Below are 22,876 nucleotides of genomic sequence, written 5' to 3' on the forward strand. Positions count from 1 at the left end.
GTCCTAACTTGGGGTGGTGATTAAGCGCGCCCTCTCCACGACCAGCCGGTTCGCTCCGTTGCTGCGGGCCGGGCTCATCGCCGGTGTCGTCGTGGCGGCGGTCGCCTATCCGCTGGTCGCCGTCGGTGGTCTCGGCGCGAAGAAGGGTGCCGAGGCGTTCAACGCCATGCCGAGCGAACTCTCGGTCAAACCGCCGGCGCAGACGAGCTACGTGTACGCCGCCGACGGCAAGACCCTGCTGACCATGTTCTACGAGGAGCATCGCAAGTACGTGCCCATCTCCCAGATGTCGCCGTACATCCAGCAGGCCATCGTGGCGTCCGAGGACCAGCGCTTCTACGAGCACAACGGCGTCGACCCCAAGGGCATCGCGCGCGCGTTCGTCGCCAACCACCAGAGCGAGGGCGTCCAGCAGGGCGCCTCGACGCTGACGATGCAGTACGTCCGGATGGCCCAGCGCGACGGCGCCACGACGCCGCTCGAGGTGCAGGAGGCCACCGAGCAGACCAGCACCCGCAAGCTGCGCGAGATGCGGCTCGCGCTCGCGGTCGAGAAGAAGTACACGAAGCAGGAGATCCTCGAGCGCTACCTCAACTCGGCCTACTTCGGACACCGCGCGTACGGCATCTACGCCGCCTCCGAGGTGTTCTTCTCCAAGTCGCCCAAGGACCTGACGCTGATCGAGGCCGCCACGCTCGCGGGCCTGGTCAAGGCGCCCACCGAGTACGACCCGGCGACGCAGGACAAGCTCGCGGCGACCGCCCGGCGCAACTACGTGCTCGACAACATGCAGAAGATGGGCTACCTGAGCCCGCAGGACAACGCGGCCTCCAAGTCGCTGCCGATCGCGCTCAACCTGAGCACGCCGGCCAACGACTGCGTCTCGGTGCCGAAGAACCTCAACAGCTGGGGCTTCTTCTGTGACTACCTCAAGCTCTGGTGGATGGAGCAGCCGGCGTTCGGCGACAACGCCTCGCAGCGCGAGGACAACCTGCGCCGCGGTGGCTACAAGATCGTCACGTCGCTGGACCCGAGCATCCAGGACATCGCCGAGCGCAACGTGATGCAGAAGGAGAAGTCCACCAGCAAGTTCGCGCACGGCCTGGTGGTCATCCAGCCCGGCACGGGACTGGTCAAGTCGATGGCGGTCAACCGCGTCTACTCGCTGGACCAGAGCAAGAACGGATCGCACTCCGACCCGGCCAAGTCGTCGAAGATCAAGGGCAACTACCCGAACACGGTGGTGCCGCTGCTCGGTGGCGGTGACATGCCGGGCTACCAGGCGGGTTCGACGTTCAAGATGTTCACCATGCTGGCCGCGCTGGACGCCGGGATGCCGCTGTCCACCGCGTACAACTCGCCGATGAAGTTGGTCTCGCAGTATCCGGGCGAAGGGCCCGCCTCCTGCGGCGGCCGCTGGTGCCCGTCGAACGCGTCCGGCGCGATGACCGGCAAGCACGCGATGTGGTCGGGCTTCGGCAAGTCCGTCAACACGTACTTCGTGCAACTCGAGCAGGCCGTCGGCGCCGACAAGGCCGTCCAGATGGCCGAGCGGCTGGGTCTGCGCTGGCGCACCGACGTCGACCAGATGATGGCCAAGCCGCCGCGCTCGAAGACCTGGGGCGCGTTCACCCTCGGCGTCTCCGACGTGACACCGCTGGAGATGGCCACCGCGTACGCCACCGTGGCCGCCGACGGCGTCTACTGCGAGCCGATGCCGGTGACCTCGATCCAGAACCCCGACGGTACGCAGGCGACCTGGACCAACCCCAACGGCGACCATGTCGACGTGGCCAAGCCGCGCTGCCGCCAGGAGGTCACGCAGGACGTGGCCCGCGCGGCGGCCGACGCGGCCCGCTGCCCGACCGGTGGCAAGGCGAAGACCGGTTCCTGCCAGGAGTGGTCGACCGCGCCGAGCGTGACCGGGACGGTGGGTCGCCCGGTGGGCGGCAAGACGGGTACGACGGACAGCACCCGGTCCGCCTGGTTCGTCGGCTTCACCAAGGAGTTGGCGGCCGCGAGCTTCATCGCTGACCCCGACAACCCGTTCAACGCGGTGGGAGACGCGCAGTCGCAGAAGCCGATCGACTCGGTGGCCCAGACGCTGCGCGATTCGTTGAAGGGCCAACCGGTCCAGGACTTCACCGCACCGTCACCGGCGATCGTCCGATGATCGACGGGGCCCCGCAAGGGGCCCCACCGGCGGCTCACGGGATCATGGGGGAATGAGCCTCCTCGCCGACACCGTGGCCGCGATCCGGCCGCTCGACCCCGCAGCCATGGCCGCCGCGCACGCGCGGCAGGCCACCCTGACCAAGCCGCCGGGTTCGTTGGGGTCGCTGGAGGATCTGGGGGTACGCCTCGCGGGGCTCGCCGGCACCAGCCCGCCTCCGCTGCCGGAGCCGGCGGTGGTCGCGGTGTTCGCGGGCGACCACGGCGTGCACGCCCAGGCGGTCAGCCCGTGGCCGCAGGAGGTCACGGCGCAGATGGTCGCCAACTTCCTGGCGGGGGGCGCCGTGGTCAACGCGTTCGCGCGGCAGACGGGCGCCGAGGTCGTCGTGGTGGACGTGGGCGTCGCCACGCCGCTGCTCACCGACGCGCCAACCGACGCCGCCTCGGCTGTCGGGAGTAGGCGCCCGCGGCTCGTGCGGGCCAACGTCCGGCGCGGCACCGGCGACCTGAGCGTCGAGGCGGCCATGACCCGCGACGAGGCGGTCGCGGCCGTCGAAGCCGGTATCCGGGTCGCCGCCGACCTCGTCGACAACGGCGCCCGCTGCCTGGTCACCGGCGACATGGGCATCGGCAACACCACGCCCGCGGCCGCGCTGATCGCCGCCTTCACCGGCGCCGCGGCGGCCGACGTGACCGGCCGCGGCACCGGCATCGACGACGAGACCCACGGCCGCAAGGTGGGCATCGTGCAGCGGGCCCTGGCCCTGCACCGGCCCGACCCGGGCGACCCCGTCGGCGTGCTGGCCGCCGTCGGCGGGCTTGAGCACGCCGCCCTCGCGGGCTTCGTGCTCGGCGGCGCCGCGCGGCGCGTACCCGTGATCCTGGACGGCGTCATCGCCGACTCGGCCGCGCTCGCCGCGGCGGCGCTGGCCCCCGACGCGGTCGGCGCCATGGTCGCCGGCCACCGCTCCGCCGAGCCCGGCGCGTCGGTCGCCCTGCGCCACCTCGGCCTCGAGCCCCTGGTCGACCTCGGCCTGCGGCTCGGCGAGGGCACCGGCGCGGTGCTCGCCTGGCCCATCGTGGCCAGCGCGGCCCGGGTGCTGCACGACGTCGCCACCTTCGACTCCGCCGGGGTGGCCGAGAAATGACCGACCTCTACCCCCTGGCGCTGCGCCTCGACGGCCGGCCCGTGCTGGTCGTCGGCGGCGGCGCGGTGGCCAGCCGCCGGGTCCCGGCCCTGCTGTCGGCCGGCGCGGCCGTCACCGTCGTCTCGCCCGAGCTGACCCCGACCCTGCACGGCCTCGCCGACGCGGGCCGGATCCGCTGGGAGCGCCGCCGGTTCGCGGAGTCCGACGTGGACGGCACCTGGCTCGTCCAGGTCGCGGTCGACGACCCCGCCGCGGCCGCGGCCGTCTCGGCGGCCGCCGAGGAGCGCCGGGTGTTCTGCGTCCGCGCCGACGACCGGACGGCCGCGACCGCCTGGACCCCCGCGGTGACCCGCCGCGGCCCGGTCACCGTCGCGGTGCTGGGCGGCGGCGACCCCCGCCGCGCGGTGGCCACCCGGGACGCGATCGCCGCGTTCCTGGCGGGCTGGACCGGCGCGGCGGCCAGCGCCACCGCCGCCACCGCGCCCGAGAGCCACCCAGGCGGCCGGGTCGCCCTGGTCGGCGCCGGCCCCGGCGACCCCGAGCTGATCACCGTCAAGGGCCGCCGCCTGCTCGCCGAGGCCGACGTGGTCGTCGCCGACCGGCTCGCGCCCGGGCTGCTCCTCGACGAGATCCGCCCGGACGCGGAGGTCGTCGACGCGGCGAAGAACCCGTACGGACCGGCCCGCACGCAGGAGGAGATCAACCAGATCCTGGTGGACCGGGCGCGGCAGGGTAAGGCGGTCGTCCGGCTCAAGGGCGGCGACCCGTTCGTCTTCGGGCGCGGCGGCGAGGAGGTCATCGCCTGCGCGGAGGCCGGCGTGCCGGTCACGGTCGTACCCGGCGTGACGAGCGCGATCGCCGTCCCCGGCGGCGCCAGCGTCCCGGTCACCCACCGCGGCGTCGCGCACGAGTTCACGGTGGTCTCGGGTCACCTCGCCCCGGACGACCCGGAGTCGCTGGTCAACTGGCCGGCGCTGGCGGCGACGCACGGCACGCTCGTCGTGCTGATGGGCCTGAAGAACCTGGCCGCCATCACCGCCGCGCTGCTCACCCACGGCCGCGACGCCGGCAGCCCGGCCGCGGTCATCCAGGAGGGCACCACCGCCAACGAGCGCGTCGTGGAAGCCCCGCTCGCCGAGTTGGCGGAAACGGTGCGGGAGGCCGGAATCCGGCCTCCCGCGATCGTCGTCGTCGGAAGCGTGGTGCGCGCCCTCAAACGCTAGGGCTTGACCAGCCCCGACAGCAGCAGGGCGCAGCGGATCAGGCCGAGGTGGCTGTAGGCCTGCGGGTGGTTGCCCAGCCCGCGCTCGGCCAGCGGGTCGTACTGCTCGGGCAGCAGTCCCGTCGGCCCCGCCGTCGCGACCATCTGCTCGAACAGCTCCTCGGCGTCGGCCCGGCGCCCGGTGCGCAGGTAGGCCTCCACCAGCCAGGACGTGCAGATGTGGAAGCCGCCCTCGCGGCCGGGCAGGCCGTCGTCCCAGCGGTACCGGTAGACGACCGGGCCGCTGCGCAGGTCGGCCTCGACCTTGAGCACGGTCGAGAGGAAACGCGGGTCGTCGTCCGGGAGCAGGCCCGACAGGCCGATCCAGAGCGACGACGCGTCCATCTCCTCGTCGCCGTACGCCACGGTGTAGGCACCGGCCTGCTCGTGCCAGCCGTGCTCGAGCACGTTGTGCGCGATCCGGTCCCGCAGGCCGACCCAGTCGGGCCGGTCCTGGCCGGCGTGCTTGCGCACGACGTGCAGCGCCCGGTCGACGGTCATCCAGCACATGACCTTGGAGTAGACGTGGTGGCGCGGCTGGAGCCGGGCCTCCCAGAGGCCGTGATCGGGCTCGTGCCAGCGGCGCTCGACCGCCTGCACCATCGCCTCCAGGACCCGCCACTCCTCCTCGCGCACCGCGCCGCGGGCGTCCGCGACGGCGGCCAGCAGGTCGGCGATCGGGCCGAACACGTCGAGCTGGAGCTGGTGGTTGGCGAGGTTGCCGACCCGCACCGGGCGGGACCCGGCGTAGCCCGGCAGCGTGTCGATGACCGCCTCGGCGCCCAGCTCGTAGCCCTCGACCGTGTAGAGCGGGTGCAGCCGCTCCGGGTGGCCGCCGGTGCGCTCGACGCAGCCGTCGACCCAGCGCAGGAAGCCCTCGGCCTCGTCCAGCGAGCCGAGGTCGACCAGCGCCCGGGCGGTCATCGCCGCGTCCCGCAGCCAGCAGTAGCGGTAGTCCCAGTTGCGGACCCCGCCCAGCTCCTCGGGCAGCGAGGTCGTCGCGGCCGCCAGGATCGCGCCCGTCGGCTCGTGGGCCAGGCCCTTGAGCGTCAGCGCGCTGCGGGCCACCAGCTCGCGGCCCTCGGGCGGCAGCCGCAGCGAGCGGACCCAGTGCTTCCAGGGTTCCTCGGCCGCCTCCTGGCGTTCCGCCGCGGTCACCTCGTGGGCCTGCAGGCTGTGCGTGCCGAACCGCAGCTCCAGCAGTTGCTCGCCGCCGAGCGCGGTCAGGTCGACGCTCGCGCGCGCCGTGTCGTACCCGCCGTCCTCGGTGATCTCCCAGGCGACGCCGGGGGAGTAGAGCGCGACCGGCTCGTTGGAGCCGAGCACCAGCAGCCCGTCGCCGAGCGCCTGGAGCCGCACCTGCACCTGGCCGAACTCGGGTCGTGGGGCGAACTCGAGGTCGACGCGGGCCGAGCCGGTCAGCCGGCGCACCAGGGCGGAGTCGCCGCCCGCGCGGTCGATCCAGTCGGTGACGGTCAGGCCCGACCAGCGGGTCTCCACGGTCATCGTGCCGGGCCGGTAGCGCTGCCCGAGCGGCAGGCCGCCGCGCTCCGGGGCCACCGCGAGGTGCCCGGCCGGGCTGCCGCCGAGCAGGTCGGCGAAGATCGCCGCCGAGTCCGGCCGCGGGTGGCACAGCCAGGTGACCTTGGCCTCCGGGGTGAGCAGCGCCACGGTCTCGCCGTTGGAGAGCATCGAGTGCCGCTCGATCGGCACCGCCCGCTCGCCGAACAGCCAGTGCTGCCGGGTCGCCAGCAGCAGGCCGAGCAGCCGGGCGGCGTCGATCGGCTCGCTGACCCGGTGACCGGCCTTCGTCTCGCCGTCGCCGATCTTCACCCCGACGTCGGGGCCGGTCAGGGTCGCGAACGCGTTCTCGTCGGTGATGTCGTCGCCGATGAACAGCACGGCGCTGGCCGACATGGAGGTGCGCAGCTGGTGCACCGCGGTGCCCTTGTGGGTCGGCACGACGGAGAGCTCGATCACCTCCTTGCCGTGGGTGACCGTCACCTCCCGCCAGGTCGCCGGCCCGTCCGCCACCCGGGCCTTGACCTCGTCGGCCACGTCCCGTTCCGCCGTGCGGTAGTGGACGGCCACGCTGGCCGGCTTGTTCTCCAGGCGTACGCCCGGCTTGCCTGTCACGATCTCGCGCAGCTCGACCTGCAGCCGGGTGCGGACCTCGACCAGCTCGGGCGTCAGCCGCTCGACGAAGCCGATGTCGAACTCGGAGCCGTGGCTGCCGACGAGGTGCACCTCGCTCGGCAGCCGGGACAGCGTGGCCAGGTCGCGCAGGGCACGCCCGGACACGACCGCCACGGTGGTCTGCGGCAGGGCCGCGAGGGCACGCACCGCCGCCACGCTCTCGGGCAGGGGCACGGCCTGCGTGGGGTCGGCCACGATCGGCGCCAGCGTGCCGTCGTAGTCACACGCGATGAGCAGGTGCGGAACCCGCGCGATCCGGCCGATGGCCGCGCGCAGCTCCGGGTCGATCTGGCCGGCGGCCTTCTGATCGACCTCGATCAGGTTGGTCACGCGACCTCCACGTCGGGCACACCCAGCTCGTTGAGGAACGACCGGGCCCAGTGGCCGACGTCATGTGTGCGGAGGTGCCGCTGCATGAGCCGCATGCGGCGCCGGGCCTCCGGATGCTCGACGTGCACCGCGCGCAGCAGCGCCTCCTTGACTCCGTCAGGGTCGTGCGGGTTACACAGGAACGACTGCCGGAGCTCTGTCGCGGCACCCGCGAACTCGCTCAGGACCAGCGCCCCACCCGTGTCGGCACGCGCCGCCACGTATTCCTTCGCCACCAAATTCATCCCGTCTCGCAGCGGGGTCACCATCATGACGTCGGCCGCGCAATAGAGCGCGGCCAACTCGGTGCGACTGTACGACTGGTGAAGGTAGTGGACGGCCGGAACGCCGACGCGACCGAACTCCCCGTTGATCCGGCCGACCTCGCGCTCGACCTTGACCCGCAGGGTCTGGTAGTGCTCGACCCGCTCCCGGCTCGGCGTGGCGACCTGCACCATCACCGCTTCCGGCACGGAGAGCTTGCCGTCGGAGAGCAGCTCCCGGAACGCCTTGAGGCGCAGCTCGATGCCCTTGGTGTAGTCGAGCCGGTCGACCCCGAGGATCACGGTCTTCGGGTCGCCCAGCTCGGCGCGGATCTGCTTGGCCCGGTTCTGCACCGCCGGGTCGGCGGCCATCCGCTCCATCTCGGCCACGTCGATCGAGATGGGGAAGGCGCCGGCCTTGACCGGGCGGCCGTCGACGTCGATGACCTGGCCCTCGTAGCGCAGACCCAGCAGGTGCCGCGCCAGCCGTACGAAGTTCTGCGCCGCCAGCCGCTGCTGGAAGCCGATCAGGTCGGCGCCGAGCAGGCCGCGCAGGATCTCGGCCCGGAACGGCATCTGCATGAACAGCTCGATCGGCGGGAACGGGATGTGCAGGAAGAAGCCGATCTTCAGGTCGGGCCGGCGCTCGCGCAGCATCGCGGGCACGAGCTGGAGCTGGTAGTCCTGGACCCAGACCGTCGCGCCCTCGGCGGCGACCTCCGCGGCCGCCTCCGCGAACCGGGCGTTGACCTGCCGGTACGACTCCCGCCAGCGGCGCTTGAACACCGGCGTCTCGACCGCGTCGTGGTAGAGCGGCCAGATGGTGGCGTTGGACATGCCCTCGTAGTAGCGCTCGAGGTCGGTCGCGGTCAGCGGCACCGGGTGGATGTGGATGCCTTCGAGGTCGAACGGCTCCGGCGCGGTCTCACTGGCCCCACCGGCCCAGCCGACCCAGGTGCCCTTGTGCTCCGCCAGCACCGGATGCAACGCCGTCACCAGCCCGCCCGGGCTGCGCCGCCATTGCCGCCCCTCATCGGTGGTGACCTCGTCAACCGGTAGCCGGTTCGCTACAACGACAAAAGAGCTACGAACCGTCACTCTCCGCACACCTCCGGTGATCACGGGTCCGCCGTCGAGCCTACCTGCGTGGCGTTGCGGCGCTTACGGGCCTGGCTGACCCCGATGGACGGGATACCCGTACCCCGAGGTAATGATCCTTCCGTTCGGTTGCTGTTGGATGACAGGCTCGTAGGCGTGTCGACACCGGGGCCGAAACCACGCGGGCGGGTCCTGCTGCTCTTTTTCGTGACGTTGTTGCTGCTCACGGCCGGTGGCGCGACGGCCGGCTGGCTCTATGGCCAACGGGTGTCCGACGACCGCGCGGCCGCCGCGGGAGGCGGCTCAGGGTCAGGAGAGTCACAGGAGCAGGAGCAGGAACCGGAGCAGCCGGTACGCGAGTCGTGCCCGGCGGCGACCGAGGCGTCGGCCGAGGCGACCGGCTCACCCGGTGGCCTGGTGGAGATCCTCTTCATCCGTACCGACGATGATCGTCAGGTCTGGATCTGCCGCGACACCGCGGGCACGCTGTTCTACCAGGGCTATGTGGGCCCGGCTGACGGCCCGTTCGAGGAGGGCAAGAACGCCCTGTTCCTGACGACGGTGGAGGAAACGGGCGGCGGCTACCTGGCGACCAACCGCACGGACGAGGGCACGACCACCTACAGCGTCACGCCCTACCGCCTGACCCAGACCACCAACGGCAACGAGTCCACGTTCCCGGTCGCCGAACGCCGCCCGAACTAGAGATCGATGATCGGCCACTCCTTGGCCAGGATCGTCGTGATCTGTTTTCGGCGGTCGGTGAGGATGGGCACCGTCGCGTGCGTGGCGGACTCGATCATCGCTTGGGCGAGGTCCATGCTCACCGTGCGAGACCACCCGCCCATCACCGCGCACATGTCGCCCTCCATCGGCGAGACCTGAACGTGCGGCAGGTCGACGAGGATGTCGATCATGGGCCAGGCCTCGCTCGCCGCGTCTCGATAGGCGATGGCCAGGCAGAGTGCCGGCACCAGCACCCGTTGGCTTCGGTCGGCCATGTCGGCGATCTGCTCTCCGACCAGCGGAAGTCCGCGGCTGTAGGCGGTCAGTGCCGGGGTGTCGAGGACGAGCCCCGCGTCTTCAGCCACGCGAGGGCAGCCGCCCGCGCGAAGCCTCCGCGATCAGTCGTAGTGCTTCGGTGCTCATCTCGGGCGTGACGGATGCCATGGCCTTCCGGTGACGCGCCCGTGCTTCGGCCATGCCTTCCTCGGAAAGATCGAACCCCAACTGGGACAGGACCTTCCGGGTGCGCTCTGCCTCGATCGTGCGCCGCAGGGAGCCGGCCACGAACGCGGACACGTTCTTCTCGCGGTCGAGGCGCTCGGCGATGTCGTCCGGAACGCTGATCGTGATTTTCCGCGTCATACCCTGATGCTAAAGCGTTCATACTTGTAGTGGCTACCCTTGTCGTGTGCCGGCTTTTGCTGGGGTGATGTGGGCGTTCGCGGGGCAACCTGTCAGGATTGACGACGGCGTTCTGCCGGTATCGACCATTACTCGGAGGTAGGCCGCACCGTGGCCCAGTACATCTACGTCCTGGAAAAGGCGCGTAAGGCGCACGGCGACAAGGTCGTGCTCGACAACGTGACGCTCAGTTTCCTGCCGGGCGCCAAGATCGGGGTCGTCGGTCCCAACGGCGCCGGTAAGTCGAGCCTGCTCAAGATCATGGCTGGGCTCGACAAGACGAGCAACGGCGAGGCGCGGCTGATGCCGGGCTACACCGTCGGCATGCTCGCGCAGGAGCCGCCGCTGAACGACGCGAAGACCGTGCTCGGCAACATCGAAGAGGCGGTCGCCGAGACCAAGAGCAAGCTCGAGCGGTTCAACAAGATCGCCGAGCAGATGGCGACCGACTACTCCGACGAGCTGATGGAGGAGATGGGCAAGCTCCAGGAGGAACTCGACCACGCCGACGCGTGGGACATCGACTCCGCCCTCGAGCTCGCCATGGACGCACTGCGCTGCCCGCCGCCGGACGCCGACGTGACCACCCTCTCCGGTGGTGAGCGGCGCCGCGTGGCGCTGTGCAAGCTGCTCCTCGAGGCGCCCGACCTGCTGCTGCTCGACGAGCCCACCAACCACCTCGACGCCGAGAGCGTGCAGTGGCTGGAGCAGCACCTGGCCAAGTACGCCGGCACCGTCCTGGCGATCACCCACGACCGGTACTTCCTCGACAACGTCGCCGGGTGGATCCTCGAGCTCGACCGCGGTCGCGCGATCGGCTACGAGGGCAACTACTCGACCTACCTCGAGAAGAAGGCGGCGCGTCTGGCGGTCGAGGGCCGCAAGGACGCCAAGATGAAGAAGCGCCTCTCCGAGGAGCTCGAGTGGGTGCGGTCCAACGCCAAGGCGCGGCAAACCAAGTCGCGCGCCCGGCTCGACCGCTACGAGGAGATGGCCACCGAGGCCGAGAAGACCCGCAAGCTCGACTTCGAGGAGATCCAGATCCCGCCGGGCCCGCGCCTGGGCAACACGGTGATCGAGGCCGACAAGCTGACCAAGGGTTTCGGCGACCGTACGCTGATCGAGAACCTGTCGTTCTCGCTGCCCCGCAACGGCATCGTCGGCATCATCGGCCCGAACGGCGTCGGCAAGACCACGCTGTTCAAGACCATCGTGGGCCTGGAGCAGCCGACCGACGGCTCGGTGAAGGTCGGCGAGACGGTGTCGCTGTCCTACGTCGACCAGAACCGCGAGGGCCTCAACGGCGACAAGACCGTGTGGGAGATCGTCTCCGACGGGCTCGACCACCTGATGGTCGGCAAGGTCGAGATGCCCAGCCGCGCGTACGTGGCGGCCTTCGGTTTCAAGGGCCCCGACCAGCAGAAGCCGACCAAGGTGCTGTCGGGCGGTGAGCGCAACCGGCTCAACCTCGCGCTGACGCTGAAGATCGGCGGCAACGTGATCCTGCTCGACGAGCCGACCAACGACCTCGACGTCGAGACGCTCTCCTCGCTGGAGAACGCGCTGCTGGAGTTCCCCGGCTGCGCCGTGGTCATCTCCCACGACCGGATGTTCCTCGACCGCGTGGCGACGCACATCCTGGCCTGGGAGGGCGACGAGGAGAACCCGTCGAAGTGGTTCTGGTTCGAGGGCAACTTCGAGGCGTACGAGAAGAACAAGGTCGACCGGCTCGGCGTCGAGGCCGCCCGGCCGCACCGGGTGACGTACCGCAAGCTGACCCGCGACTGACGTCGTGGCCAGGTTCGGCTACGAGGCCGCCCTGCGATGGTCCGACATGGACGTCTACGGGCACGTCAACAACGCGCGCTTCCTCACGCTCTACGAGGAGGCGCGCGTTGCGCTGATGTTCACGGAGGCCCGCAAGCAGGGGCTGACCAGCCTGGAGGAGGGTGTGGTCATCGCCCGGCACGAGGTCGACTACCTCCGGCCGGTCGACTACGGCGACACGGTCCGCATCGAGATGTGGATCGACGAGCTGCGGCCGTCCCGGTTCGTGGTGGCCTACGAGCTGTTCGACGACGGCGTGGTCGCCAGCCGGGCGAAGTCCGTGTGCGTGCCCTACGACCTCACCGCCGCGCGGCCCCGCCGGCTCTCACCCGGCGAACGGGCGTTCTTCGAGCCGTACCTCGCGCGGCCATGACCCACGGCCTGACCTCCCGCGCGGACGTCGGCGCGTTCCTGAGCCGGCTGATCCGGCTCGACGCGGCCACGGTGGTCCGCCTGCGCCCCGGTGACGGTCACACGCAGCTCTGGGCGCCGCTGCCGTGGGGCGTGCTGGTCGGCCGGTCCGTGGCCGGTGGCGCCGGCGTCGACGCGACGGTGTCCGCCGCGGCCCTGTTCGAGGAGGTCGCCCGCGGCGGCGCCAACCTGCCGCCGCGGCGCGACCGGGACTGGCGCTGGCCGCTGCCGCCCGCCGCCGGCGAGCGCGTGGTCGAGTCGGTGCCGGCGGTCGAGATCCGTCGGGTCGCCGCCGCCGCGGCCGGCACGCTGCGCACCGCGACGCGGGAGGGCGTCGGCGGCCGGGCGGTCGGCCAGCGGGCGCTGCGGGACGCGCTGCTCGACCATGTGCCCATCGTGGTCAGTGCCGAACAGGCGACCGTGGATGTGTCGCAACGGTTGATCCAGGCCGTCGTCCGAATGGGTTTTCTGGGGCCTCCCGACACCGATCAAGGCCGTGCCATCGATGTCCGGGTATCCGGGAGATGGACAGGCCTCGCTGCACCGTACGGGGTCGCGTGGTTACCGCCCGCTCAGCAATTCTCCCTAAAACCGACATCGACTCGTACTTTCGGATGATCTGAGGCTGGCCATTCGGGTCCGGCCTGCCGTTGGGGGGATGCCCTCCGCGAGCCTTCCGGGTACCGTCACCCCGGGTCCCACGCAACGTACGCGGACGGATTCGCTGGGGAGTGAGGTGCGCGAGCGATGCCTTGGTGGTCATGGCGTCCCGGCCACGCCGGTGGGGTTGAGTCCGAGCTTCGGGCGGAGGACGGCAACGTCCGATTGGGAGTGCCGCCGCAACGCGATCCCAACGCCGTAGTCCTCGATCCGCTGGCCGTCCTCGCCGTGCCGCGCGAAACGCCCGACAAGCCCGCCACGGTCGAGCCGGTGAGCCTGCCCCGCCTCGGCGAGGCCCTCGACCTGCTCGACATCCGCTACCTCGCCGACGGCGACGGCAGCCTGCTGGCGATGTGGGAACGCCACGCGGTGCTGTTCACGCTGGAGGGCCCGGAAGACGAGATCCTGGTGATCCGCGCCCGTCCACACTCGACGGTCCCGCCGGACTGGGCCGACCGCGCCTACCGCGTCGTCAACGAGTGGAACCACACGCGCCGCTTCTGCAAGGCCTACGTGGGCGACCCGACGGAACGCGGCCAGCTACCCATCTACGCGGAGATCCAGGTGCCACTCGGCGCCGGCGCGCACGACGCGCTGATCGTCGAGATGCTCGACTGCGGCGCCGCGGTCTCCAGCACGTTCGTCGACTGGCTCCACGACGAAGGCGCACTCCTCTAAAGCGAGGATCCGGTCTAAGGCGCGAATCCGGTTCAACGACGAGGTTCCAGTTCACGGCGAGGATCCGGTTCAAAGGCGAGGATCCAGTTCACGGCGAGGATCCGGTTCAAAGGCGAGGATCCAGATCCGGTCCCGGGTCCGTCGTGAGCGCGACCGTCGCTCCCGCCGGACACCGGGCCGGGCCCGAGGGGGCCCGTCCCTGCCAGGCCCGCGGTCCACAACCGAAACCCGCCGCCGCAAGCCTTGCCGCCGGCGCAAGCCCTTCCCGTCGCCGCAGCCTGCTGCGCCGCCGCAGCCCGCCGCGCCGCCGCAGCCCGCCGCGCCGCCGCAGCCCGCCGCGCCGCCTTAGTCCGCCGCGCCGCCTTGGTCCGGCGTGCGGCCGGAGCCGTGCCGCCGTAGTCCGGCGTGCGGCCGGAGCCGTGCCGCCGTAGTCCGGCGTGCCGCGGGACCCGACCTCGCCGCGCAGCGGCCGCGCTTCGCATCGCCCAGTGAGGATCTTGGTAGATCTCTGTTGTTGGGGCGGCATTGCGATACCAAGATCTCGCTGTCGTGGAGCGGAGGGAGCGACGGCCGGACCACCGCGGACCCCCGGACCACAGTGATTCGTGCTTCAGGGAGCGGGATCTTGGTACAACGCTGTTGTTGGGGCGGCAATGCGGTACCAAGATCTCGCTGCGGTGGAGCGGCGGACCGGGCCAGCGCGGACCCGGACCGCGGTGGTCCGGGGTTTAGGGGAGCGGGAACATTCCGATCCTGCCGTGGTACTCCTTGCCGAGTTTGTCCGTGTCGGAGCCCACGTAGAGGCCGGTCGTCGTCGCGACGATCGCGCGGGCGCCCACGCCTCGGCTGCGGGTCGGGTTCCAGGGCAGGGCCTTGCCCGTTCGCGGGTTGATGGCGCCGATGCCGGGACGGTCGACCGCGCCCGGGCCTTTGGTCTTCTTGCCGTGCGGGTTGTCCAGCCACTGCTGGTGGCCGCCGACGTAGACCGCACTGCCCGTCACCGACACCGAGAACAGCGTGTTGCCGCCGGTCTGGTTGACCCACGTCGGCTTGTGCGCGCCCTTGCCCGCGCTCTCGAAGCGGGCCGCCGCGTCGCACATCTTGCCCGGACCCGTCAGCGCGCCGGTCGTCACCGTGACGAAGTATGAGCCGTCCGGGGAGAAGTCGACGCCGCGCAGGTACGTGTCGAGCGACTGGTCGCACTGTGAGCGGAACGCGTCCGTGTACCAGTTGGCGACCAGCGCCTTCGGGCCCGACACGTCGAGCATCGCGAGTTGGAAGCGGGGCTGGCCGCCCGCGTGGGTGAGGGCGCCCGTGACGACCAGGCGGCGGCCGTCGGGGGACAGGGCCATGTCCTCGACCCGGACCCGGGCCATGTCCTTGGCCGCCAGTTTCGCGTCGAAGCCGGTGTCGACCGCGCCGGTGACGCCGTCCAGGCGGGCCAGGCCGGCCCGGGGCACGCCGTTGACCGACGAGAACGGGCCGCCGGCGTAGAGGCGCTTGCCCGAGACGGCGAGCGTACGCACGTCGCCCCAGTTGATCTCCGCGTCGAAGGGGCGGACGCGGGCGCCGGTGGAGACCGAGAGGCGGGCGAGGCCGCGCGACTCGACGCCGTTCACGGTGCGGAACGCGCCGCCGACATAGACGGTGTTGTCCGGGCCCGCGGCCAGCGCGTACACCGAACCGTCGACCCGGGGGGCGAAGTTGCCGCGGATCACGCCCGTCTTGGCGTCGAAGGCGAAGAGGTACGGCCGCCGCTGGGGTGGCCGCATCGTGCCTTCGTCGGTGACGGTGCTGAACGTGCCGCCGACCACCACCGTCCGGCCCACGACCGCGATCGCCCGGACGGTGCCGTCCAGGGCGTGCGGGGTGAAGTCGACCGGGTTCGGCGACACCACCGTGGGCTGGGCCACGTCGGCGGCGGCGGGGAGCACGCCGGCGATCCCGGCGGCGACGAGCACGGCGGCGGCGATGATTCGGCGACGCATGCGGGCGGGGCTCCTCGGGTGAGGCTGCGGTGGTCGTGCGGATCAACGACCGAGAAGTCCCCGCGACGCGTTTATGTCGGATTTGTGCCCGCGTCGTCCATCGTGTTGACCATGAAGTACGCCGCCCGCTCGAGGTACTCCCAGAGCGTCTGGTGCTGATCGGCCGGCAGGTCGAGCGAGTCGACCGCGTCCCGCATGTGCCGCAGCCAGGCGTCCCGCTCCGCCGGGCCGACCCGGAACGGGGCGTGCCGCATGCGCAGGCGGGGGTGGCCGCGGGAGGCGGAGTAGGTGTTGGGGCCGCCCCAGTACTGCATCAGGAACAACCGCAGGCGCTCCTCCGCCGGGCCCAGGTCTTCCTCGGGGTAGAGCGGCCGGAGCAGCGGGTCGTCGGCCAGGCCCTCGTAGAAGCGGGCGACCAGCTTGCGGAAGGTCGGCTCACCGCCCACGAGGTCGTAGAAGGTCGGCTGGTCGGCTCCGGGTCGCGTCACGCTATCCATCCTGCCAGGCGGGAATCCGAGATCCATTCACGCACGACTGTGCCGTGCGGCACGACGGTACGACGAAGGCCCGGCCGGAGTCGGCCGGGCCTTCGTCGAACGAGCGTCAGGAGCGACCGGCGCGCGTGGCGAGCTGGTCGAGGCCGCTGATGATGCCGCCGGCCAGGTCGCCGCCGCCGAACGCCGCCACCATCGAGAGGGCGGCGAGCTTGGCGTCGCGGTCCGGGATGCGCCGGCGGGCGTCGCCGCCGGTGACGACCTCGAGCACCCGCTGGTTGGGGCTCACCGCGATCAGCACGGCCGACGCGACGTTGGGCAGTTGCTGGTGCATCCGCTCGGCGTGGTCGCGGACCGGCTCCTCCAACTCTCCGACGTAGACGGAGAAGGTGAGGCCGGTCGCCCGGTCGGCGGTGCGCAGCGCCTCGTCGAGGCGGAGGAGCTGGCGCGTGTTGAAGGGGCCCTGGAGCACCTCGGGCTGACCGTAGCGGTCCTCCTCGATCAGCTCCGCGCGGTGCTGCGCGGCCTCGGACGGAGCCTCGTCGGGCTCGCGTGCGAGCAGCGGCCCCGGCGTGCGGTCACCAGCGGTCACTTGCGCCTCCAACCTTGCCCGCCGACGCCGCGGACGGCACCGGCTCGATCGCACCCGCCGGGCCGCCGTAGGTGGCGCCCGCGGTGGACAGCGCACGGGTCTCGCCGGCCTCGATCATGTGCGAGTCCGGCTCCTCGGGCGCGTGGGAGAGCAGCTCCGGCGCGGAGAGGAACCAGACCGGCCGGAAGTCGTAGGGCCGACCCGGCCGGTAACGCTTCGGACGCGGGCCACCGCCCGCTGCCGCCAGGCCGGCGATCACCAGTACGGCGGCCGCCGGAATGACGACGAAGTAGAGCACCGTCTCGGTAACTGACAACGCCAACGCACCTTTCGAGCCAGCCGGCTAGACGCCGTTCACGGTAGCGGAGGGCGCGTCCGTCCAGATCGCCGGGTGGCGATCACCACGCCCGGCGAGTCCCTCCAGCTGCGCCGCCGCGGCCAGCAGCCGCGCGTCGTCGCCGAAGCGCCCGCTCAACAGAACCCCGACCGGTAGCCCGTCGGTGGTCGCGCCGGTCGGCACGGTCACCGAGGGTTGCCCGGTCACGTTGAAGATCGCACAGTACGGGGAGAAGCGCCGCTGCCGGTCGAAGTCCGCCGCGGGATCCTCCGCCGCGGTGAACCAGCCGACCTCGGCCTGCGGCACCGCCAGTGGCGGGCAGAGCAACACGTCGTAACCGGCCAGCCCGGCGAGCCCGTGCCGCACCCGGGTCTGCAGCTCGCTCAGCACCGCGATGAGCTGCCCCGCGCTGACCGTCTCGCCGCGGGACCGCAGGTAGCGCGTCAACGGCAGCAGCGACGGTTCGAGTGCGGGCGGGATCGGGGCCAGCGCGAGGACGTACCAGAGCGTCTCGAACAGCGGCCACATGTCGGGCGTGAGCGGCGCCGTGACCTGCTCGACGTCGTGCCCGGCGCCGGCCAGCGCGCTCGCCGCGGCCTGGACCGCCGCCACGCAGGCCGGGTCGACCTCGGTGTCGACCAGCATCGGCGTGGTGAACCAGCCGATCCGCAGCGGACCGGGCGCGGCGGTGCGGGCGGCGCCCAGGTAGCCACCGCCCGGCGCGGGCGGCGCCAGGTAGGGCTCGCCGATCGTCGGCACGGCCATCGCGTCGAGGAACGCGGCCGCGTCGGTCACCGTGCGGGCGATCGCGCCGTGGGTGGGCAGCCCGAAGCCCGCGAACCCGAGCGGCCCGCCGGAGACCAGGCCGCGGCTGGGCTTGTAGCCGACCAGCCCGCAGATCGCCGCCGGGATGCGCACGGAGCCGCCGCCGTCGGAGCCCTGCGCGACCGGGACCAGCCCGGCGGCGACGGCGGCCGCGGCGCCGCCGCTCGACCCGCCGGCCGTGTGGCGCGGCGACCACGGGTTGCGGGCCGGGGGAGCGACGAGGCTCTCGGCGTGGCATGAGCTGCCCAGCTCCGACGTGGTCGTCTTGCCGAGTGACACCGTGCCCGCCGCGCGCAGGTAGGTCACCACGTCGGCGTCGACCGGCGGGACGAAGTCGGCGAACGCGGCGGAGCCGAACGTCGTGCGTACGCCTGCGGTCAGGGTCAGGTCCTTGATCGCGGTCGGCACGCCGTGCAGCGGCCCGGTCGCCGCCGGCCGGGCCACGTCGAGGGCGACCGCCTCGGCGCGCGCCTGGTCCGCGGTCACGGTCACGAACGCGCCGACCTGGTCGCCGAACGCGGCGATCCGGGTCAGGTAGTGGTCGACCAGCTCGGCACTGGTCAGCTCCCCGCGGGCGATCGACGCGCCCTGTTCGAGGGCGGTCAGGTCGTGGAGGTCCGCCATGCCCTCCATCCTGCCCGGCTACGGTGTCCGCGTGCCCGTTGATCGCCTCTCCCAGGCCCGCCGTCTCGACGCCGAGGACCCGCTGGCCGCCTTCCGCGACGAGTTCGTCATCGACGAGCCCGACCTCGTCTACTTCGACGGCAACTCGCTGGGCCGGCTGCCGAAGACCACCCGGACCCGCCTCCGCGCCGCAGTCGACGAGGAGTGGGGCGTCGACCTCGTGCGCGGCTGGGACCGCTGGATCGGGCTCGCCCGCGAGGTGGGTGACCTGCTGGCCGGCGGCGTGGTCGAGGCCGCGCCGGGCGAGGTGGTGCTCGGCGACTCGACCAGCGTCAACCTCTACAAGCTCGCGAGCGCGGCCTGCGCCGCGCGGCCCGACCGGCGGGTGATCGTCACCGACGACGACAACTTCCCGACCGACCGGTACGTGCTGGAAGGCGTGGCCGCGGCGCGCGGCATGACGCTGCGGGTGATCCCGTCCGACCTGGACACCGGCGTCACGCTCGCCGCGGTGCGTGCGGCGCTCGACGACGACGTCGCGCTGGTCTGCCTGTCGCACGTCGCCTACCGCTCGGGCGCCATCGCCGACCTGCCGGCGATCACCGCCGCCGCGCACGCGGCCGGTGCGCTGGTGCTCTGGGACCTGTGCCACTCGGCGGGCGCGGTGCCGGTGCCGCTGCGCACAGCGGGGGTGGACCTCGCGGTCGGCTGCACCTACAAGCACCTCAACGGGGGCCCCGGCGCGCCGTCGTTCCTGTTCGTCCGCGCCGATCTGCAGGGTGAGCTGCGCCAGCCGATCTGGGGCTGGTTCGGGCAGCGGGACCAGTTCGCGATGGGGCCGGCGTACGACCCGGCGCCGTCGGTGGACCGGTTCCTGGTCGGGACCCCGCCGGTGCTCGGCGGCTACGCGGCGCAGTGCGGCGTCCAGCTCTCCGCGGCCGCCGGCATCGAGCGGATCTTCGCCAAGGGCACGGCGCTGGGGGACTTCGCGATCGAGCTGTACGACGAGTGGCTGGCGCCGCACGGCTTCGCGCTGGCCTCGCCACGGTCGGGCCGGGGCGCCCACGTGACGCTGCACCATCCGGCCGCCTGGCAGATCAGCCAGGCGCTGCGGGACTGCGCGGTGATCCCGGACTACCGCACCCCGGACCGGCTCCGGCTCGGCTTCGCGCCGCTCTACACCCGGTTCGTCGAGGTGCACGAGGGCTTCGACCGGCTCCGGACGATCATGGAAGCCGGGTCCTGGCGCCGGTTTTCCGCGAATCGTTCTCGGGTTACCTGACCGGTTCCGGCCTTTTGCGGCGATAGGCGGAGTTATCGTCTCCCCAGGCGGAGGGGGGCTTTCGTGTCTATCGTTTCGTTTGCCGCGCTTAACCGGATCGTGCTGGCTGGGGCAGCGGTGACCGCCGGGACCATCCTGCTCGTGGGTGCGGCGGCCCAGGGGGCGCCGGCCCCCGGTGGCCCGCCCACCGGTGGCGCGGCCCCGGACGCGGGTGGCACAGCCGAAGGGACGTGGATCGAGGTCAGCCCGAGCACCGTCCAGGCCGGCGAGCCGATCGAGATCAAGGCGAGCTGCAAGGAGCGGGTCGACGAGGCCAAGGCGCATTCGAAGGCGTTCGGTGAGGTCGTGCTCGTGCCGAAGTGGGGCTTCCTGACCGGCGAGGCCACCGTGCCGGCCGACACCCGCGAGGGCGAGTACGAGGTCAAGCTGGTCTGCGCGAAGAGCGGCCACGCGGAGACGAAGCTGCGGGTGATCGCGAAGTCGCGGCCGTCCCACGGCCCGCACACAGGCGGCGGCGGGCTGGCGGGTTCGGGTTCGGCCGGCGGCGACGGCACGCTGGCGCTGGCCGGCGGGCTGGGCGCGGTAGTGGCCGGTGCCGGGCTCGCGGTGACGCTGCGGCGCCGCCGGCGGCTGGCCTGACCGCGATGTCGGAGGACGAGGAGCGGATCCCGGTCGTCCGGGACCTGCTCCGGCTGCCGGGGGCGAGCGCACCACCGCCCCCGGCGTCGGCGCGCCTGGTCGAGCCCACCGCGCCGGCGCGGCGCACCTCGCCGCTGGGCGTACCCGGAGTCGTGGTCCTGGTCCTGCTCGGGGTCTTCCTCTCGGGTCTCGGGCTGGGGCAGGCGACCGGCGGGTTCGCGCTCTCGATGCCGGACTGGTTCGGCTCGGGCGACCAGCCACCGCCGCGCGACTTCCCCGTGTTGGAGGCGAGCCGGCCGACCCGGGTCACGATCACCTCGATCGGCGTGGACGCGCCGGTGCACGACGTGGGGCTGGCGCGGGACGGCACGATCGCGGTGCCGCCGGTCGACGAGCCCAACGAGACCGGCTGGTACGAGGACGGTCCGACACCCGGCGAGTTCGGGCCCGCGGTGCTGGTCGGGCACGTCGACACGAAGACCGGGCCGGCGGTGTTCGCAAAGCTGTCCACGCTGGACCCGGGTGATCGGGTCGAGGTGGCGCGGCGGGACGGGTCGGTGGCGGTGTTCGAGGTCGACTCGGTGGAGCGGTTCGACAAGGCGGCCGTGCCGGCCGAACGGGTGCACGGCGACTTCAGCCGGCCGGGGCTGCGGCTGATCACCTGCGGCGGGCGCTGGGTCGGCGGCGCGACCGGCTACGCCGACAACATCGTGGTGTTCGCGTCGCTGGTGTCGGCGCGCGACGTCTGACCGGGCCTAGGCGGCCTCGGCGGCTTCTTCCGCGGGCAGGTCGAGCCAGCTCGCCCAGCGCGGGTCGGGGGCGCGGTGGCCGAGCACCCGCCAGGCGACTCCTTTGGGGGCCGCCGGCTTGGTGCGCAGCCGCCAGCCGAGCTCGGCCGGGGTCTTGTCGCCCTTGCTGTGGTTGCACCGCGCGCAGGCGGCCACGACGTTCTCCCAGGCGTGCCGGCCACCCCGGCTGCGCGGGAAGACGTGGTCGATGGTCTCGGCGGGGCCGGTGCAGTAGGCGCAGCGCCAGCCGTCGCGGGCGAATATCGCGCGTCGCGAGAGCCCGACGGTGGCCCGGTAGGGCACGCGGACGTAGCGGGTGAGCCGGACGACGGACGGCACCGGAAGCTCGTGGCGGACGCTGTGCAGGAATCCTTCGCCGTCGGCGACGCAGACGGCCTTCGCGGATAGGACGAGGATCGCGGCTCTTCGCACTGACACGACGCACAGGGGCTCGTAGGTGGCGTTCAGGACTAATACCCCGGAGCCCACGGTCGGTCGTATGTCAGGCATCCCGCTCACCCTCTCGGTGTTTCTCTCGCCCGCTCCACAAGATCTGCGTGTGAGGTCGCGGTGCGCGTGCGCCACGACCGGCGCCGGCGGTCTGCCTTCGCCCGTGCAGCAATCGTCCCTGATGGGGGACCCGATTGCACGTACTAATCCGGGGTCGGGAAGTGAAGCTTCGGTTTCGTGTGGTGAGATGGTCGGTTCCGTCCTGTTGCGGCCCCCTTGAGCCCGGCGAATCGGCCCGGGGAACCATGCGGTACGAACATCTGTGTGACAGTCTTCGCCGCCCCCGCACCGACGCCGAGCTGCCTGAAGGACGACCGCTTCTGTGGCTGGATGTACGATTTGACCGGTTCGACCTGGGCGGCCGAAGGTGGCTACTACTTCCTCGTCAAACCCCTGCGGATCATCGCGATCCTGCTGCTCGCGATCGTCGCCCGCTATCTCCTGCACAAGCTGATCAGCCGGCTGGTCCGGACGACCTCCGAGGGATCGGTGCCGGCGATCCTCAAGCCGCTGCGCAACCGGATCCCGACCGCTCCCGCCTCCGACGCCGCGGCGTTGGTCCCCGAGCGGCGCCGCCAGCGCGCCGAGGCCATCGGCTCCGTGCTGCGCAGCATGGTCACCGCCTTCGTCTTCTCGATCGCCCTGCTGATGGTGCTGGAGGAGCTGAGCTTCAACCTCGGGCCGCTGCTGGCCAGCGCCGGCATCCTCGGCCTGGCGATCGGCTTCGGTGCCCAGAGCCTGGTCAAGGACCTGCTCGGCGGGCTGTTCATGCTGCTCGAGGACCAGTACGGCGTGGGCGACACCGTCGACCTCGGCGAGGCGACCGGCATCGTCGAGTCGGTCGGCCTGCGGATCACGACGGTCCGGGACGCCCGCGGCGTGCTCTGGTACATCCGCAACGGCGAGATCATCCGGGTCGGCAACAAGAGCCAGGGCTGGGCCATGCTCATGATCGACATGCCGATCGGCTTCGCCGACGCCGAGGAGGCGGTCGATGTGCTGCGCTCGGCGGCGGCCCAGGTGTACGCGGACCCGGAGCTCGCCGAGCACTTCGTCGAGGCACCGGAGGTGCTCGGCGTCGAGACCGTGACCGTCGAGGGCACCGTCATCCGGACGATCGCCAAGACCACAGCGGACGGTCAGTACGTGGTGGGGCGCGAACTGCGCCGCCGGCTGACCGAGGCGCTGGCCGCCTCCGGCATCACGGCCCAGTTGGCGGCGGCCCGGCTCTTCCCGCGTCCGGCCACACCGGAGAGTGGTTCCTGACCCACCGAACAGGCCCTGCGCACATCGAAGGACGTGCCGGT

22 protein-coding genes are annotated in these 22,876 nt (G+C 72.0%); 12 read left to right on the forward strand and 10 right to left on the reverse strand.

The window, feature by feature from the left end:
* Positions 1–16: 16 nt before the first annotated feature.
* Genes Asi02nite_RS02285 through cobA form a run of 3 tightly spaced genes read left to right on the forward strand, consistent with a single transcriptional unit; the run spans position 17 to position 4,543 of the window.
* A complete protein-coding gene (locus Asi02nite_RS02285) occupies positions 17–2,173 on the forward strand; it encodes a transglycosylase domain-containing protein (RefSeq protein WP_203710411.1) in 2,157 nt (718 codons plus the stop codon).
* Positions 2,174–2,225: 52 nt separating this feature from the next.
* The gene (cobT, locus tag Asi02nite_RS02290; RefSeq protein WP_203710412.1) at positions 2,226–3,320 is read left to right on the forward strand and encodes a nicotinate-nucleotide--dimethylbenzimidazole phosphoribosyltransferase; all 1,095 of its coding nucleotides are present in this window, start codon (positions 2,226–2,228) and stop codon (positions 3,318–3,320) included.
* Positions 3,317–4,543, forward strand: coding sequence for a uroporphyrinogen-III C-methyltransferase (gene cobA / locus Asi02nite_RS02295; RefSeq protein WP_203710413.1), 1,227 nt, complete (start codon positions 3,317–3,319; stop codon positions 4,541–4,543). The genes cobT and cobA overlap by 4 nt, the downstream gene beginning before the upstream one ends.
* Here cobA and otsB read toward each other — a convergent pair.
* Both otsB and Asi02nite_RS02305 read right to left on the reverse strand, forming a co-directional pair.
* Positions 4,540–7,107: a trehalose-phosphatase gene (gene otsB / locus Asi02nite_RS02300; protein WP_203710414.1), complete on the reverse strand. Its 2,568-nt coding sequence runs from the start codon at positions 7,105–7,107 to the stop codon at positions 4,540–4,542. The genes cobA and otsB overlap by 4 nt on opposite strands.
* Positions 7,104–8,507: an alpha,alpha-trehalose-phosphate synthase (UDP-forming) gene (locus Asi02nite_RS02305; RefSeq protein ID WP_203710415.1), complete on the reverse strand. Its 1,404-nt coding sequence runs from the start codon at positions 8,505–8,507 to the stop codon at positions 7,104–7,106. The genes otsB and Asi02nite_RS02305 overlap by 4 nt, the downstream gene beginning before the upstream one ends.
* A 156-nt stretch (positions 8,508–8,663) precedes the next feature.
* Between Asi02nite_RS02305 and Asi02nite_RS02310 the strand changes: the two genes are divergently transcribed.
* Positions 8,664–9,212, forward strand: a complete 549-nt coding sequence (locus Asi02nite_RS02310) for a hypothetical protein (RefSeq protein WP_203710416.1) — start codon at positions 8,664–8,666, stop codon at positions 9,210–9,212.
* Here Asi02nite_RS02310 and Asi02nite_RS02315 read toward each other — a convergent pair.
* Positions 9,209–9,598 (reverse strand): hypothetical protein, encoded by a 390-nt coding sequence (locus Asi02nite_RS02315; protein WP_203710417.1) that lies wholly within the window; start codon positions 9,596–9,598, stop codon positions 9,209–9,211. The genes Asi02nite_RS02310 and Asi02nite_RS02315 overlap by 4 nt on opposite strands.
* Positions 9,591–9,875 carry a hypothetical protein gene (locus tag Asi02nite_RS02320; protein ID WP_203710418.1) on the reverse strand — a complete coding sequence of 95 codons (285 nt, stop codon included), beginning with the start codon at positions 9,873–9,875 and terminating at the stop codon, positions 9,591–9,593. Before Asi02nite_RS02320 ends, Asi02nite_RS02315 begins: the two co-directional genes overlap by 8 nt.
* 150 nt (positions 9,876–10,025) lie before the next feature.
* Between Asi02nite_RS02320 and ettA the strand changes: the two genes are divergently transcribed.
* From ettA to Asi02nite_RS02340, 4 genes are all read left to right on the forward strand, one after another.
* Complete coding sequence (gene ettA / locus Asi02nite_RS02325) at positions 10,026–11,702, forward strand: energy-dependent translational throttle protein EttA (RefSeq protein WP_203710419.1); 1,677 nt, start codon at positions 10,026–10,028, stop codon at positions 11,700–11,702.
* Positions 11,703–11,706: 4 nt separating this feature from the next.
* Positions 11,707–12,114 carry an acyl-CoA thioesterase gene (locus tag Asi02nite_RS02330; protein ID WP_373312112.1) on the forward strand — a complete coding sequence of 136 codons (408 nt, stop codon included), beginning with the start codon at positions 11,707–11,709 and terminating at the stop codon, positions 12,112–12,114.
* Positions 12,111–12,770, forward strand: coding sequence for a DUF8185 domain-containing protein (locus tag Asi02nite_RS02335; RefSeq protein ID WP_203710420.1), 660 nt, complete (start codon positions 12,111–12,113; stop codon positions 12,768–12,770). The genes Asi02nite_RS02330 and Asi02nite_RS02335 overlap by 4 nt, the downstream gene beginning before the upstream one ends.
* A 129-nt stretch (positions 12,771–12,899) precedes the next feature.
* Positions 12,900–13,490, forward strand: a complete 591-nt coding sequence (locus Asi02nite_RS02340; RefSeq protein ID WP_203710421.1) for a type III secretion system chaperone family protein — start codon at positions 12,900–12,902, stop codon at positions 13,488–13,490.
* A gap of 728 nt (positions 13,491–14,218) precedes the next feature.
* On the opposite strand, the gene Asi02nite_RS02345 is transcribed toward Asi02nite_RS02340, so the two are convergent.
* The 5 genes from Asi02nite_RS02345 to Asi02nite_RS02365 form a co-directional block, all read right to left on the reverse strand.
* Positions 14,219–15,478 (reverse strand): WD40 repeat domain-containing protein, encoded by a 1,260-nt coding sequence (locus Asi02nite_RS02345; RefSeq protein WP_203710422.1) that lies wholly within the window; start codon positions 15,476–15,478, stop codon positions 14,219–14,221.
* 71 nt (positions 15,479–15,549) lie between these two features.
* Positions 15,550–15,966 carry a globin gene (locus Asi02nite_RS02350; RefSeq protein WP_239126414.1) on the reverse strand — a complete coding sequence of 139 codons (417 nt, stop codon included), beginning with the start codon at positions 15,964–15,966 and terminating at the stop codon, positions 15,550–15,552.
* 115 nt (positions 15,967–16,081) lie between these two features.
* Positions 16,082–16,477: a DUF5130 family protein gene (locus tag Asi02nite_RS02355; RefSeq protein ID WP_203710496.1), complete on the reverse strand. Its 396-nt coding sequence runs from the start codon at positions 16,475–16,477 to the stop codon at positions 16,082–16,084.
* Positions 16,478–16,550: 73 nt separating this feature from the next.
* Entirely contained in the window at positions 16,551–16,880 is a 330-nt protein-coding gene (gene ctaJ, locus Asi02nite_RS02360) for an aa3-type cytochrome oxidase subunit CtaJ (RefSeq protein ID WP_203710500.1), read from the reverse strand.
* A 27-nt stretch (positions 16,881–16,907) separates the two neighbouring features.
* Positions 16,908–18,350 carry an amidase gene (locus Asi02nite_RS02365; protein WP_203710424.1) on the reverse strand — a complete coding sequence of 481 codons (1,443 nt, stop codon included), beginning with the start codon at positions 18,348–18,350 and terminating at the stop codon, positions 16,908–16,910.
* Between the two features lie 31 nt (positions 18,351–18,381).
* Between Asi02nite_RS02365 and kynU the strand changes: the two genes are divergently transcribed.
* The 3 genes from kynU to Asi02nite_RS02380 all read left to right on the forward strand — a co-directional run bounded on the left by kynU (position 18,382) and on the right by Asi02nite_RS02380 (position 21,020).
* Positions 18,382–19,632 carry a kynureninase gene (gene kynU / locus Asi02nite_RS02370; protein ID WP_239126415.1) on the forward strand — a complete coding sequence of 417 codons (1,251 nt, stop codon included), beginning with the start codon at positions 18,382–18,384 and terminating at the stop codon, positions 19,630–19,632.
* Positions 19,633–19,749: 117 nt separating this feature from the next.
* Complete coding sequence (locus Asi02nite_RS02375; RefSeq protein WP_203710426.1) at positions 19,750–20,271, forward strand: hypothetical protein; 522 nt, start codon at positions 19,750–19,752, stop codon at positions 20,269–20,271.
* A 5-nt stretch (positions 20,272–20,276) separates the two neighbouring features.
* Positions 20,277–21,020 carry a class F sortase gene (locus Asi02nite_RS02380; RefSeq protein ID WP_203710427.1) on the forward strand — a complete coding sequence of 248 codons (744 nt, stop codon included), beginning with the start codon at positions 20,277–20,279 and terminating at the stop codon, positions 21,018–21,020.
* A gap of 6 nt (positions 21,021–21,026) precedes the next feature.
* Here Asi02nite_RS02380 and Asi02nite_RS02385 read toward each other — a convergent pair whose 3' ends face one another.
* Complete coding sequence (locus tag Asi02nite_RS02385) at positions 21,027–21,569, reverse strand: HNH endonuclease (protein WP_203710428.1); 543 nt, start codon at positions 21,567–21,569, stop codon at positions 21,027–21,029.
* 303 nt (positions 21,570–21,872) lie between these two features.
* On the opposite strand from Asi02nite_RS02385, the gene Asi02nite_RS02390 reads away from it, so the two are divergent.
* Positions 21,873–22,835, forward strand: a complete 963-nt coding sequence (locus Asi02nite_RS02390) for a mechanosensitive ion channel family protein (RefSeq protein ID WP_505605056.1) — start codon at positions 21,873–21,875, stop codon at positions 22,833–22,835.
* The last annotated feature ends 41 nt before the right edge of the window (positions 22,836–22,876 follow it).

This window comes from Asanoa siamensis, from assembly GCF_016862555.1.
Lineage (GTDB): Bacteria > Actinomycetota > Actinomycetes > Mycobacteriales > Micromonosporaceae > Asanoa > Asanoa siamensis.

Excerpts from the sequence above, each read along its gene's own strand:
- Asi02nite_RS02380 (WP_203710427.1), top strand. The coding sequence starts at position 20,277 with ATGTCGGAGGACGAGGAGCGGATCCCGGTCGTCCGGGACCTGCTCCGG.
- Asi02nite_RS02335 (WP_203710420.1), top strand. The coding sequence starts at position 12,111 with ATGACCCACGGCCTGACCTCCCGCGCGGACGTCGGCGCGTTCCTGAGC.
- Asi02nite_RS02345 (WP_203710422.1), bottom strand. The coding sequence starts at position 15,478 with ATGCGTCGCCGAATCATCGCCGCCGCCGTGCTCGTCGCCGCCGGGATC.
- cobT (WP_203710412.1), top strand. The coding sequence starts at position 2,226 with ATGAGCCTCCTCGCCGACACCGTGGCCGCGATCCGGCCGCTCGACCCC.
- Asi02nite_RS02385 (WP_203710428.1), bottom strand. The coding sequence starts at position 21,569 with ATGCCTGACATACGACCGACCGTGGGCTCCGGGGTATTAGTCCTGAAC.
- Asi02nite_RS02340 (WP_203710421.1), top strand. The coding sequence starts at position 12,900 with ATGCCTTGGTGGTCATGGCGTCCCGGCCACGCCGGTGGGGTTGAGTCC.
- Asi02nite_RS02365 (WP_203710424.1), bottom strand. The coding sequence starts at position 18,350 with ATGGCGGACCTCCACGACCTGACCGCCCTCGAACAGGGCGCGTCGATC.
- cobA (WP_203710413.1), top strand. The coding sequence starts at position 3,317 with ATGACCGACCTCTACCCCCTGGCGCTGCGCCTCGACGGCCGGCCCGTG.
- Asi02nite_RS02320 (WP_203710418.1), bottom strand. The coding sequence starts at position 9,875 with ATGACGCGGAAAATCACGATCAGCGTTCCGGACGACATCGCCGAGCGC.